This is a genomic window from Pseudoalteromonas sp. NEC-BIFX-2020_002 (assembly GCF_013002825.1).
In the GTDB taxonomy this organism is placed as follows: Bacteria; Pseudomonadota; Gammaproteobacteria; order Enterobacterales; family Alteromonadaceae; genus Pseudoalteromonas; species Pseudoalteromonas neustonica.
This window is the reverse complement of the sequence record NZ_JABEPJ010000001.1, coordinates 125279-138451: the sequence shown is the minus strand read 5'-3', so window position 1 is coordinate 138451 and position 13173 is coordinate 125279. Positions and strand designations below refer to the sequence as shown.

Annotated in this window: 12 protein-coding genes; 8 read left to right on the top strand and 4 right to left on the bottom strand. The window is 38.3% G+C overall.

All coding sequences use genetic code 11. The features are described 5' to 3' along the window. The first annotated feature begins 428 nt into the window (after positions 1-428). Entirely contained in the window at positions 429-2342 is a 1914-nt protein-coding gene (locus tag HJP15_RS00620; RefSeq protein WP_170172818.1) for a putative bifunctional diguanylate cyclase/phosphodiesterase, read from the top strand. Between the two features lie 87 nt (positions 2343-2429). Further along, the gene (locus HJP15_RS00615) at positions 2430-3359 is read left to right on the top strand and encodes a hypothetical protein (RefSeq protein ID WP_054203803.1); all 930 of its coding nucleotides are present in this window, start codon (positions 2430-2432) and stop codon (positions 3357-3359) included. Here the strand turns inward: HJP15_RS00615 and HJP15_RS00610 are convergent. Then, complete coding sequence (locus HJP15_RS00610; RefSeq protein ID WP_170172817.1) at positions 3351-4376, bottom strand: GGDEF domain-containing protein; 1026 nt, start codon at positions 4374-4376, stop codon at positions 3351-3353. The genes HJP15_RS00615 and HJP15_RS00610 overlap by 9 nt on opposite strands. A 433-nt stretch (positions 4377-4809) precedes the next feature. After that, positions 4810-5238, bottom strand: coding sequence for an Lrp/AsnC family transcriptional regulator (locus HJP15_RS00605; protein WP_054203805.1), 429 nt, complete (start codon positions 5236-5238; stop codon positions 4810-4812). Positions 5239-5439: 201 nt separating this feature from the next. On the opposite strand from HJP15_RS00605, the gene HJP15_RS00600 reads away from it, so the two are divergent. Genes HJP15_RS00600 through HJP15_RS00585 form a run of 4 tightly spaced genes read left to right on the top strand, consistent with a single transcriptional unit; the run spans position 5440 to position 10073 of the window. After that, a complete protein-coding gene (locus HJP15_RS00600; RefSeq protein WP_054203806.1) occupies positions 5440-6645 on the top strand; it encodes an aspartate aminotransferase family protein in 1206 nt (401 codons plus the stop codon). Between the two features lie 42 nt (positions 6646-6687). Beyond that, a complete protein-coding gene (astA, locus tag HJP15_RS00595; RefSeq protein ID WP_054203807.1) occupies positions 6688-7722 on the top strand; it encodes an arginine N-succinyltransferase in 1035 nt (344 codons plus the stop codon). 18 nt (positions 7723-7740) lie between these two features. Further along, on the top strand, positions 7741-9222 hold the full coding sequence (astD, locus tag HJP15_RS00590; protein WP_054203808.1) for a succinylglutamate-semialdehyde dehydrogenase: 1482 nt from the start codon (positions 7741-7743) through the stop codon (positions 9220-9222). A gap of 47 nt (positions 9223-9269) precedes the next feature. Next, positions 9270-10073 carry a DUF1338 domain-containing protein gene (locus tag HJP15_RS00585; protein ID WP_054203809.1) on the top strand — a complete coding sequence of 268 codons (804 nt, stop codon included), beginning with the start codon at positions 9270-9272 and terminating at the stop codon, positions 10071-10073. Positions 10074-10207: 134 nt separating this feature from the next. Here HJP15_RS00585 and HJP15_RS00580 read toward each other — a convergent pair whose 3' ends face one another. Both HJP15_RS00580 and HJP15_RS00575 read right to left on the bottom strand, forming a co-directional pair. After that, positions 10208-11488, bottom strand: coding sequence for a flavohemoglobin expression-modulating QEGLA motif protein (locus HJP15_RS00580; protein WP_054203810.1), 1281 nt, complete (start codon positions 11486-11488; stop codon positions 10208-10210). Positions 11489-11557: 69 nt separating this feature from the next. Then, complete coding sequence (locus HJP15_RS00575) at positions 11558-12448, bottom strand: TlpA family protein disulfide reductase (RefSeq protein WP_170172816.1); 891 nt, start codon at positions 12446-12448, stop codon at positions 11558-11560. 155 nt (positions 12449-12603) lie between these two features. Between HJP15_RS00575 and HJP15_RS00570 the strand changes: the two genes are divergently transcribed. Continuing rightward, entirely contained in the window at positions 12604-12861 is a 258-nt protein-coding gene (locus HJP15_RS00570; RefSeq protein ID WP_054203812.1) for a DUF3081 domain-containing protein, read from the top strand. Positions 12862-12863: 2 nt separating this feature from the next. Next, positions 12864-13166: a hypothetical protein gene (locus HJP15_RS00565; protein ID WP_170172815.1), complete on the top strand. Its 303-nt coding sequence runs from the start codon at positions 12864-12866 to the stop codon at positions 13164-13166. Positions 13167-13173: the final 7 nt, after the last annotated feature.

Genomic DNA, 13173 nt, shown 5'->3' with positions numbered 1-13173 from the left:
ACATATGCAGGGGTGTTATACGTAAAAACATTGTTTGTTAGTAAATCAAAGTTATGTTTATGCTTTATGACAGTGCAATTAAAATTTAATTGCACAATTTTAGTGCAATAAATGATAAAAAACCCATCAAAAAGAAACATCGCAATGAAGATAGCAATAAACAAACCACTTTGTGGTTAATGTTCGAAATATAGCCTATAAAGTAGTTAAGAATTATTCTCAGGTAAAGTGAAAAAAATTAATGTCCTCCTTGAGTAAAAAAGCCATACACCTTATGTATTTACTCTATTTCATCATAAAAATGATCACTCCTGTACAATTGTACTCGAAATGTTTTGTCACCCGCTGTCACAAACTATATACTGAGAAAAACCTTCAATCCCTAATAATAACTTCAAAGCTGAAATGGGATCCTTATGGCTAATGTAATGACTAACTTTTTTCGTTCTTTCGGTATTGCTTTAATAGCCATTATTGTTTTTGGCTATTGCCTAAATGTATTGCTTACAAAACAAATCAACAACATCAACCCTCAGCAATCAAACATAGCTCTACGTACGTTTAAAATCGCCAATACACAGCTTGAAATGCCGCCTTGGTACAATCCGATATTGAGCGGACACCATCTAATACACAGTAATAACAACGACTATTTATTAATAAAAATTACAGAGACCGAGTTTATTACTGCCAAAGCGTCATCTGTTTTAAACGCAACACTACTATCCCCTGCCAATTTAATATTATTAATATTGCTGGGCTTATGGTTAACTTGGTATTTAGGGAAGGCTCGCCAAATAAAGCGCGAACATAATGTTATTAACCAATTACACCTGCAAACACATAAATTGGTAAGTGCTTTTAATATTCAGCTTCCTCCACTTGATAATCCCACATCAGTAGCAAAATTGAGCCAAGCAATTAATGCCCTCAATAACCATGTCACTACATACGCACGAGAAACTCAAACAAGTATTTGCCAAGATAAGCTCACGCTACTGATTGATCGCCATGCTTACATCGAGCACTTAGATCGTCAGCTAAATGGCGCTGAAATAAAAAACATTAACTGTGCATTATTGTTCATTGATTTGGATGGCTTTAAACAAGTTAATGATTCATTTGGACATAGCTTTGGTGATGAAGTACTCATTCAAGTCGCCGAGCGACTTGCTAATGTTCTTCGCCACCATAAACTGAATGATTTAAATCCGACCAGTTTATTAGAACAAAATTTAGCTCGCTTAGGTGGTGATGAGTTCTCAATTTTTATTAATGAAATCGATTCTGACACTAAAACCTTAGATGTTGCTCAACACGTTTTAAATGAAATAGAACGTGACTTTGTACTCGGTAATAAAATTATAAAAATTAGTGCCAGTGTCGGTATTGCCGTTTACCCAGAAAGCGCATCAACACCCCATGCGTTATTACAAATGGCCGATGTGGCTATGTATCGTGCAAAAACAGATGGTCGTGGTATTTTTAAGGTCTATTCGCCTGAAATGGGCAACAAGATGCGTCGTTACCATTATTTATTAGAAGAGTTACGTTTAGCAATAGCGTGTCAGAATTTTCATTTATCTTTTCAGCCCATTGTTCACGTAGAAGACTGTGCAATAGATTACTTTGAAGCTCTAGTCCGTTGGGATCACCCTGTAGAAGGTGCAATATCCCCTGTTGAGTTTATTCCGATAGCAGAAGAATCAAATCTTATTTTAGAGCTTGGTGATTGGATAATGCTCGAGTCGTGTAGACAAATGTCAGCATGGCATAATGCTGGTATGCGTAAAGTAAAAATATCTGTCAATGTGTCAGGTATCCAACTTAAACATCGTCCAATTCACGAATGGGTAATGAAAAAACTAGCTAAAACAGGACTTCCACCAAGCTCCTTGATGCTAGAAATAACGGAATCAACGTTGATAACAGCCAGTGATACTATAATTAATGAACTTGAAAAGTTGCGAAAAGATGGTGTAACCATCGCCATTGATGATTTTGGTACTGGTTTTAGCTCTTTAAGTACTCTAGCTGATTTGCCAATTGATGTAATAAAAATAGATCGATTATTCATCGCACAAGCTAACGAAAACCCTAAATATAATGAAATTCTAAACTCAATCAGTGAACTAGGCACAAAATTAGGGCTTAAAATTGTTGCAGAAGGTGTTGAAGAAATAGAACAATTTGAACTAGTAAAACGTATGGGAATTAGCAGCGTACAGGGTTACCTTGTAAGTCGTCCACAGTCATCGCTAAATGTTGGTAATAAAGTTTTACAAGGTAATGTTAATCATATCGCAGCGACGGGGACCGGCGTGTGGAATCTGGAAAGTTAAATATTGACTCTAAATTTATTAGACGTAGAAATTTACGCTAAAATAGATAATAATAGTTAGCAATTTAGTACTTAGACATCCTCATACATGCTTAAAAAAAGCCTATATTCACTTATCTCTATCGTATTTTTAGTTACAACTATTTCAATAAGCATTTCAATTTATACCCTATATAGTAAAAAGGCAGTGAGTGTCGATCCTAAACTAAAAGAAATTTCCGGTATTGAGTTTGATAAAGGTAATCACCTGTGGGCTATAAACGATGGTGGTGACGAAGCTAAACTTTATCGCCTAAGAGAAGATGGGTCTATCGCCAAGGAAGTACTTGTCACAAACGCAAAAAATATTGATTGGGAGGATATGACTCAAAATGACTTCGGGCACTTCTTTTTAGGTGATTTTGGCAATAATAAACAAGAGCGAAAATGGCTAACAATTTATAAAATTGAAAACCCGATTGATATAAAAACAAACACCACAGAGGCTGAAATCATAAAGTTTACGTATCCTGAACTTGATGGGAGCCCTATTGCTGCAAGTAAACGCAATTTTGATTTAGAAGCATTTGTTGCTTTTGGTCGTCATTTATATCTATTTACTAAAAATCGCACTGTTCCCTTTGATGGCATAACTAATGTATACAGAGTAGGTGATCATGCAGCTAATTTTGACGCAAAACTTGTCGGCTCTTTTAAAACCTGCACAACAATGGAAAAGCTATGTTGGATAACTTCCGCAGCACTAAGCCCTGATCGAAAAAAACTTGTATTACTTGATTCAACCAGTATTTGGTTATTCGAAAACTTCTCCGAAGATAAGTTTTTTTCCGGTGACGTATCGCGTATTGATTTAGGTATTGTTACTCAAAAAGAAGCTATTACGTTCTACGATGAAAATACCATAGTCTTCACAGACGAGGAATTTAAAGGGATCGGCGGGAATGCTTATATCATCAAGCTTGATGAAGTAAAAAAGAATAAAATAATTAGGTCTGCCTCAAGTAATAGATCAGAATAAATCGATGTCTGAACTCTTATCAGGTGAATCAATCAAGTTATCAGCAATTAGCTCCTCATAAAAACAAAGTTTATCGCGTCCATTTTCTTTTGCGTAATACAGTGCCTTATCTGCATTTTCTAATACCGTTATCGGAAAGTCATAAGGGCTGATACGCGACATACCGATACTCAGGGTCATCTTTACTACAAATGGGAAATGAGTTGCTCTTATCATTTCAAGAAATTGACTCATCTTTTCATTAATTGATTCAAAATTAGTTGGTTCAAATACAATAACAAATTCCTCGCCACCAAAACGAAATATCAAATCGGTCGAACGAAAAAAATGACGCATTCTCTGAGCAAGTACCAGTAACACCTCGTCTCCACAGACGTGTCCGAACTTGTCATTAATACTTTTAAAGTGATCAATATCAATCATTGCAAGCCAAGATGTTGAGCTTTGCTTTAACTTCCTATGGCAATCAACCTTCGTTAACTTGTGTTGCTTTAGTACCTGTTTTTCAATAAGCTGCTTAATTTTTTTATCAAAAGTTTGACGGTTTAGCAACCCCGTTAGCTTATCTCGCTCATTTTCATGTAAAATAAATAAGTAGTTTTCAAAGATTCGACAAAAAGCGTTCAGTAATACTTGATCCGCACTTTTCAATTCGTTACACACTATTGAGATTGCGCCTATGGGTTTGTCTTGAAATGAAATTGGCAACCAGCGCTTTTCAACTCCATCATTCGACTTCACTGTGATAATACATGCAGAGCGTAAGCACGATACAAGTTCAGGTTCGGGATCATCTATTATCTGTCTTGGCCCCCAGATAAATTCTTTATCGTTAAGAGTCTGCAAAGACAAACTACGTTCAATTGTCAATTCTTCTTGGACATCCAAATCTTTATAAACAGCAATTTCTGAGCAATCAACAAACTCTTTAATTGTTGAAATAAGGCTATATTCTAGTGAATCAATGTCTCTATTTTTAGTTATTTTAATAACAGAATTTAATAAACTTTCCTGCATATGACCTCTGTATTCGAGTAACTAGCAAATTGATAATAATTTACAGAATAAAATAAGTACTGAATTAATATACCCAAACCACCTCAATATGTGAGTTTCAGTTGGAATTTAAAACGATTTAGGCAAGGCATTGATTGCAAGTAATAGTGGTTCTATTGTTAAAATCAATAACGCAGTATAAATCGTTTTAAAACCAACCCATTGGGCGTTTCACCGGCACTTACTCTCATCGTTGTTGCTTCTTAAAAGGGACTGCCATTCTTGCAAAGTAACGCCTTGATATTAGGCCCCTGTGAAACGCTGAACTCTGCATCTTGAGGTGGCTTGGGTATAGTATAGTGTGTTAATACAATTTAAGCTTAAAATATTAGTAAAGTTATTTTAAGTAAAGTTTAATCCCATCCTATTTTCTCAACGGAGGTAACCCTACATATTACCGCTTAAATTTGGTCTCTAAGATAACCGATGAGGTTGTACGCTCAACGCCATCTAAATTACCAATATCATCGAGTAAATGACTTAGCTTTTCTAAATTTTGCGCTTGAACAACTGCAATTAAATCAAATTCACCGCTAATTGCATAAAGTTGTGAAATAGCGTCAATTTGCTTTAGTTCAAGATTGGTTTTTGTTGTTAGCTTTTGCTTCACTTTAATCGAAACGTGTGCCGATACCATGGCATTTAAATACGCCTCTCCATAATCAACACTGTACCCTTTAATAATGCCGCTTTCTTCGAGTTTTAGCATCCTACTTTGTACTGTAGAGCGTGACAAATTTAACGCTCTTGCTAAATCTGAAATACTCGCACGTGCGTTTGTACGTAGTATAGATAGTAATCTTTCATCTTGTTGACTAATCATTTTGGCAACACTCTTCGTTATTTTGCTTTTTATTATCGTCAATTTTAACAAAATAGCACTGCAAATTGAATCTCTGAACCATGATAATAGTAAAACAACAACTAAAGAGCTGTTTTTAAGCAGCTATATATTTTATAAATATTCGTTTTTATAACTTTTTTATAATTTATCCTCTCATATTCGTTATTTTAGGTGCGTCAAATGCAAGTAAATAGAGACTTATTCAATCATGTTATGGTTCCAAACTACAACCCGTCGGATGTTATTCCTGTTCGCGGACAAGGATCACGAGTGTGGGATCAAAACGATAAAGAGTTTATTGATTTCGCCGGTGGCATAGCGGTTAATTGTTTAGGGCATTGTCACCCTGCACTTGTAAATGCTTTAAAAGAGCAAGGCGAGAAAATTTGGCATTTATCAAATGTTATGACTAATGAGCCTGCATTGCGTTTAGCAAAGAAAATTACCGATGCAACATTCGCAGACAAAGTTTATTTTGCGAACTCAGGAGCAGAAGCAAACGAAGCGGCACTCAAACTTGCTCGTCGTTTTGCGTTGGATATACATGGTGCTGACAAAACGCAAATTATCGCATTTAACAAAGGCTTTCACGGTCGTACATTTTTCACTGTAACTGTAGGTGGGCAAGCCGCCTATTCTGATGGATTTGGCCCTAAACCTGCTGCAATCGATCATTGTGACTACAATGATTTGAACGCATTTGAAGCACTTATTAGCGACAAGACATGTGCGGTTATGATGGAGCCCTTGCAAGGTGAAGGTGGTATTATTTCGCCTACAAGCGATTTTATTAAAGGTGTGCGCACTTTGTGCGACAAACACAATGCATTACTTATCTTTGATGAAGTGCAAACGGGTGTTGGCCGTACAGGGTCTCTTTATGCATACGAAGAATTAGGTGTAACCCCTGATATTTTAACAACAGCAAAAGCCCTTGGTGGGGGATTTCCAATTGGCGCAATGATCACAACAACCGACATTGCAGCACATCTAAAAATTGGTACACATGGCTCAACATATGGTGGCAACCCATTAGCTTGCGCCGTTGCAGAAGCTGCATTTGATACCGTTAATACCCCTGCTGTACTTGCTGGCGTTAAAGAACGTGAACAACTTTTTCGAGCCGGCTTTGCTCAAATCAACGAAAAATACGACGTATTTAGTGAAGTCCGTGGTAAAGGTCTATTATTAGGTGCTGTACTTAACAGTAAGTTTGAAGGACGTGCACGGGACTTTCTCGTCGCAAGTACTGAACACGGACTTATGAGTTTGGTCGCTGGTACAAACGTTATTCGGTTTACACCTTCGCTCGTGATCCCACTAGAGGATATAAAAGAAGGTTTAGCACGCTTTGAAAAAGCAGTGGCAGATGTTGTAAACGCTTAACCTAATTTAGCACCCTACATGGGTGCTAATGGAGCACTTTGAATGCAAGTATTACGTCCTATCACCGCCAACGATTTTGATGCGTTAAAGCAAATTGCAATCGAATCTGGCCATGGTTTTACATCATTGCCCGTTGATGATGCTTTATTGCTAGAAAAAATTGAACGCGCAGAAAGAAGTTTCGCGAAAAACATTACTCAGCCCCACGACGAAACTTACTTATTCGTATTAGAGGACAGTGAAACAGGGCAAGTCGTTGGCACCACAGCGATTGAGGCTGCGGTGGGTTTGAACGTGCCATTATACCATTACCATCTAGGTAAAACAGTTCACCACTCTGCAACCCTGAAAGTATATAACACAGTTGATATTTTAAGCATGTGTAATGATTACACAGGCTGCTCTGAGATTTGTACATTATTTTTACGCGAAGACAGCCGTAAAGGCTTGGCTGGACGTTTTTTATCACGTTCACGATTTTTGTTTATGGCACAGCACAGTGAACGATTTGCTGACACGATCATTGCCGAAATGCGCGGTGTAAGCGACGAAGACGGCCACTCACCTTTTTGGCAATGGCTTGAAGAACACTTTTTTAGTATTGAATTTCCTCAAGCTGATCACCTTGTTGGTTTAGGCGATAAATCGTTTATAAGTGAACTCATGCCTAAATACCCTATTTATGCCAATTTACTCAGTAAGAAAGCGCAGGCAGTGATAGGAAAAGTTCATGAGCATACAAAACCTGCACTGAAACTCCTTGAAAAAGAAGGCTTTGAACATCGTGGCTACGTTGATTTATTTGATGCTGGGCCAACCGTTGAAGCAAAATTAGGAAATATACGCAGTGTGCGTGAATCCTTAGTGTGCCCGATATCAATTGGTGAGCTGGATCATATTAATGAACAAAGCTCCGACACACTCGCTATTTGCAACCAAGGCGTGAATGACTTCAGAGCAACGTTTACCAAACACGCTCACTATAACCATGCCAAGCACACTTTAATTATTAGCCGTGAAGTTGCAACCGCACTTAAATTAAAACAAGGGGATGCAGCGCGTTTCTTCCGCCTGTAAACCTCGTAGGAGTTTATAATGAGCATTGAGACTCAAAGTACACAGTTAATCAATAACCAATGGCATGCTGGCCTAGGTCATGACTTTAATTCAATTAACCCTAGTAATGGTCAGATAATCTGGCAAGGCAAAACGGCAAGTAAAGAGCAAGTTGATGCTGCAGTAAAGTCAGCGCGTCTGGCACAATTAGCATGGGCTGAATCATCAATTGAAAATAGAATTACAATTCTTGAAAACTTCGTTGCTCAACTAAAAAAACACAGCGAAGAGTTTGCTACCATAATTGCAAGCGAGACAGGGAAACCACTTTGGGAATCGCGCACTGAAGTTGGCGCAATGGCAGGTAAAGTTGCTATTTCTATCAATGCACATAACGAACGTACGGGTACCACAGAAAACTCAATGCCAGGTGCCAAAGCATTTATTCGTCATAAACCACATGGCGTAGTCGCTATTTTTGGCCCATATAATTTTCCTGGCCATTTACCAAACGGCCATATTGTTCCAGCCATTTTAGCTGGCAATACGGTGGTATTTAAACCCTCAGAGCTGACGCCTTTAGTCGCGCAATACACGCTCAGTTTATGGTTAAAAGCAGGTTTGCCAGCAGGTGTCATTAACCTTGTCCAAGGTGAAGTGCAAACAGGTATAGCACTTGCGAGCCATCAAGATACTGACGGTTTATTTTTTACTGGTAGTTCAAACACAGGCCATTTATTGCATAAACAATTTGCAGGTCACCCTGGCAAGATTTTAGCATTAGAAATGGGTGGCAATAACCCCCTTATTATTAAAGGTGTAGCTGATGTAAGTGCCGCAGTCCATGACATAATTCAATCAGGGTTTATTACTTCTGGCCAGCGCTGCACCTGCGCGCGTCGTGTGTTTATTGAAAACACACCAAATGGCGATGCCATTTTAGAAAAACTGATCACCGCCACTAAACAAATTAATGTAGCGGATAGTTTTAGTGAAGATCAACCCTTTATGGGCGCTATGATCAGCGAAAAAGCAGCGTTAGGTATGGTGGCCGCTCAGCAGCAGCTATTATCGATGGGTGCCAAGTCACTCGTTACGCTTGCTCATTTAAAGTCAGGAACAGGATTTGTAAGCCCAGGTATTATTGATGTAACCAACGTGGCTGATATTCCTGATGAAGAACACTTTGGACCGTTAATTAAAGTTTACCGTTATAACGATTTTGACAGTGCTATTAGTGAAGCGAACAATACGTCATTTGGTTTATCTGCTGGTCTATTAAGTGATTCACGTGATGACTATGATCATTTTTTAAAGCGTATTCGCGCTGGAATTGTTAACTGGAACCGCCCAATTACAGGTGCATCCAGTGCGGCACCTTTTGGTGGTATTGGTGCCAGCGGTAACCACAGAGCAAGCGCCTATTATGCAGCAGATTACTGCTCATATCCTGTTGCATCAGTTGAAGCATCACAGGTTAATCTACCTACAACCCTTGCGCCGGGCTTAATCATCGAATAATCAGCCTGTGGCGTAACGGCCACAGTAACCAAATTAAGGAATTAAAAATGCACACAAATGTAAATACTCTTTTTGACAACTTATGGCAAAACTACCTTGCAGTCACTCCTTCAGCTGTAAAAGTACATGAATTACTTGGATCAACGCAAAAAGATGATGTGATCAATGATCATATTGCGCTTCGTACCTTTAATCATGAAAAAATTGGGCTTGAAAAACTAGCAGCTCATTTTCTAGCGGTAGGTTACAAAGAATGCGGTGAATACCACTTCGAAGCTAAAAAACTATACGCCAAACATTATGAACACACTGATCCAAAACAGCCAAAAGTATTTATCTCTGAGCTGCTAGTAGAAAAGTGCTCCACTGAATTGCAAAATATCGTCAACGAGATGGTTGCAAACATCGACGAAAGCGCAGTTACCGGCGATAATTTTTTATATTCGGGTACTCATTGGCAAGTTGACGCTGATACCTACAAGGCATTATTAGCTGAGAGTGAATACGCAGCATGGATGTCAGCATGGGGTTACCGTGCAAACCACTTTACCGTAAACATCAATGAGCTTGCCAAGTTTGATAACATTGAAGATGTAAACCAAGCACTTAAAGACGCAGGTTTTGCACTTAATACCTCAGGCGGGGAAATAAAAGGTTCACCTGCTGTACTATTAGAGCAATCATCAACGCTTGCTGATGACTTTGAGGTTGAATTTAGTGACACAAAAATGAGCGTTCCGAGTTGTTTTTATGAGTTTGCTATTCGTTATGCTAAGCCTGATGGTGAGCTTTATACCGGCTTTGTTGCCGCCTCAGCAGATAAAATATTTGAAAGTACTAACGCGCGTTAATAAAATAATGCGGCTTGCTAAATTATTTACATAAAAGCTGAACTAAGGCCCTACAATTTTTGTAAGGCCTTTTTGTAATACATACTAATTAGTTAAGTTGTTCAATTATTTAACCGATTGATGTAATAAATTCATCACAAAAATAGCGGTTTATAATCATTCTCTAATTGTTCAAATGACAGGTTACCTATAAAACGGCCAAAACTAAGCCACGTTGCCAAACCTCTTAAATCTTTAAAGTGCGGTGGCACAAACTTAGGTGATTCTATTACGCCTAAATCATGCAACTGGGAAATCAATCTAAAGTCATCTATCGAAATTTTACCGACTAACAATAATGGTAATTGATCAATACGACCAAGCTGTATTGCTACACGTATTAAATTATAAACCAGTACAAACCCTTTTATATATGCGATGTCTTTTGTAAAGGGTAATCCTGTCGCTGTACTGCCTCTAAATACGCGTTGTGCCAGGGTATAGCTTTCATCTTTGCTTAAACCTTGCGCAACGTAATCTCGATAAATATCAACAAACTCAGCGCCATCAATCACCTTAGTCACCGCTTGAATGCGGTTTACTAGCTTCGCTAAACGACGCGGTGTTGATTTAAGCGTGATGATCTCAGTTAAAACAGCAAGCCCTTCTTGGGTCACGGTAGAGCTGGGTGTCCCTTTGCTTAAACATGTTAAATAAGGCTGAGCTAAGCCATTTTGTGTGGTGCCAACATGGATCCACCCTTCATGAACTTCTAAAATATCTAGCTCACGTTGTGAAAACTTCACGTCTTGATTCAGCTTAATATTGTTAGCGCCCGCAGCGGCGTCACTGACGATCCCATCGCTAATCATCACCTCAACATCGATACCTGGCATGCTTAATTTCACTTGTTCAGCAAGAATTTTAACCGCTTCATCGGCATCAATATTCTTAGGGTCATCAGGTAAAATGTCCGCAGAAAGTAAGTTTTTAAGAGGCAACTCGAGCATATTTGCAAGCTCTGATAATGATGGCTCCCCCGCATGAAATAAATCTTTTGGATGCCCAAACAACTCGACAGATAAGTCATGGAACTCAGGTGTGCCTCTGTATTCAAGCATACTCAGTACTGTTTTATATTCAGTACACATTTTGCTCATGTATTGCGCTATCGGGTTTAATTGCCCGAGCTGGCTGATAATATTACGATTTAAATCAGAAAATGCTTGACGTAAATCACTCGGGACAAAGCCTAAATCACGTTGTTGGTAATAGGCTCTATCTACGAGCGGATTCTTTTGACACTTTTGTCTGAAAAACTCTTCTTTTACGCTTTTATCCCAATTAATGGCATCTAAAATACGTATCGGTGTTTGCAGCGCGATTAATCGATCTGATAACTCCCGAGTTTTAAGTAATAACGCCTTATCTATCATGCTCTAAGCTCTGTGGGGTATGAGCCTTGAGCATAGGATAGTTTTTCGTATATTCAAAGCAAATTATTACTACTTTAGCATATTAATTGGGCTTGAAAAGTCAGTAACTCGCTGTATTACTTTAGCGTCTTTATAGAGTAATAAAGTAGGAACTTGACTCACTTCATTGGAAATAAATAAGTCATTCCCATGATCTATATAAAGTGGATGAAGCACTTTAAATTTTTCTACGTACTCAGCCACAGCGGCTTCATCCGTCCATAGTTGACTCACTCTCGCCTCTGTATCTATTCCCAGCGCCGTTAAGGCATTTATTTGCTCTTGTGCTGCAATACAGTTTTTTGCCATCTTTGGGCGAGTATCCGCTAAATACCAGTCGCACCAAGTCGCTGTATATAAAACAGCTTTTAAGCCTTTGTCTGGAATGGTGAGAGTAAGCGCTACTTTTTGACTCTCTTTATCCAATAAGCGTGGCTTTTCAACAACACCATCATGAGATAGTAATCGTAGTGTGTTATCAAGTGCTTTGTCAGCATCATGCCCTTGAAAAATCACTCTCCCCGTTTTATCCAGTAATACATGAAAAGGCGTACCTCTAAACTCATAGTGTTTCGCGACTTTAGCAGTATCATCAGTCATAATCGGCATTGTTAAATTAAAGCGTTTTTTAACAGCCTCTACAGCACTCGGATCATCATTGAGGTCGATATTAATTGCTATCGTATCAACTGACTCCCCATATTGTTCATATGCATGCTGAAAATGCGGCATTTGTTCCATACACGGTTTACACCACGTAGCCCAGAATTTTAGATACACAGGTTTTTTACCTATAATTTGGTTTAGTTCAAAGAGTTCGCCCTGTTGGTTTTTTAATGTCAGGCTTGATTCATTTGCCTGTGTAGTTGCACTGCCTAAACATAAAAATAACCATAGCGCTGTAACGTATATACATTTCATCTTTGTCATCCCTAAAATAAAAACACTTTAGCATAGCAACTTAAGAGCTAACTTGTAATTTTGCGACATTTTCAGTGACTTTAATTCGATGGTTTAAACTAAATGTTATGCCCATACGTAATGATTAATAGATCAACAAATAATTTGGAGTAGCAATGAAAAATGACATTGATGGCAAACAAGTACTTGCGGTATATGAGCGAATTATCCAACGTGGTGAGATTACTGAAGAAGGCAAATACTATATGGGGTTAACAGCGTTTTCTGATATTGATGGGTACACGGTTTATTTAAAAGGCAGTGGTGTAACGCTGAGATTTGGGTTTCACAATACTTACCATCTTGATTATGAGCACGACAAGCATAAAGATGACTTTCTTAAAAAAATCATTAACATCTTTAATGAGGAATAATTGTGTCACTACATCGTCCTCGTCGCGCGCGACCTAAGAATAATAGCAAAGGCACTGTATTCATAAACCATGTAATTGAACGTTTGCGTGAAGATCCGAGCAAGTTAGATATTATCCGAAAAAACTTGGATGAATATCGCCAGCAACGTTTTCTCAAACGTGGTTTTTTATTAGCTATCGAAAGATTTGATTGGGTATTTGAGGCCTCAAATAATGTTGATGATATATGTGAGCAGATATTAGCTGATGACTATATAGGCAACAGATTACGTCGTTACCCTTTGTTATTTAAAGGTGTTCGCTAACATTAGG

Excerpts from the sequence above, each read along its gene's own strand:
- HJP15_RS00600 (WP_054203806.1), top strand. The coding sequence starts at position 5,440 with ATGCAAGTAAATAGAGACTTATTCAATCATGTTATGGTTCCAAACTAC.
- astA (WP_054203807.1), top strand. The coding sequence starts at position 6,688 with ATGCAAGTATTACGTCCTATCACCGCCAACGATTTTGATGCGTTAAAG.
- HJP15_RS00585 (WP_054203809.1), top strand. The coding sequence starts at position 9,270 with ATGCACACAAATGTAAATACTCTTTTTGACAACTTATGGCAAAACTAC.
- HJP15_RS00610 (WP_170172817.1), bottom strand. The coding sequence starts at position 4,376 with ATGCAGGAAAGTTTATTAAATTCTGTTATTAAAATAACTAAAAATAGA.
- astD (WP_054203808.1), top strand. The coding sequence starts at position 7,741 with ATGAGCATTGAGACTCAAAGTACACAGTTAATCAATAACCAATGGCAT.
- HJP15_RS00605 (WP_054203805.1), bottom strand. The coding sequence starts at position 5,238 with ATGATTAGTCAACAAGATGAAAGATTACTATCTATACTACGTACAAAC.
- HJP15_RS00570 (WP_054203812.1), top strand. The coding sequence starts at position 12,604 with ATGAAAAATGACATTGATGGCAAACAAGTACTTGCGGTATATGAGCGA.
- HJP15_RS00620 (WP_170172818.1), top strand. The coding sequence starts at position 429 with ATGACTAACTTTTTTCGTTCTTTCGGTATTGCTTTAATAGCCATTATT.
- HJP15_RS00615 (WP_054203803.1), top strand. The coding sequence starts at position 2,430 with ATGCTTAAAAAAAGCCTATATTCACTTATCTCTATCGTATTTTTAGTT.
- HJP15_RS00575 (WP_170172816.1), bottom strand. The coding sequence starts at position 12,448 with ATGAAATGTATATACGTTACAGCGCTATGGTTATTTTTATGTTTAGGC.
- HJP15_RS00580 (WP_054203810.1), bottom strand. The coding sequence starts at position 11,488 with ATGATAGATAAGGCGTTATTACTTAAAACTCGGGAGTTATCAGATCGA.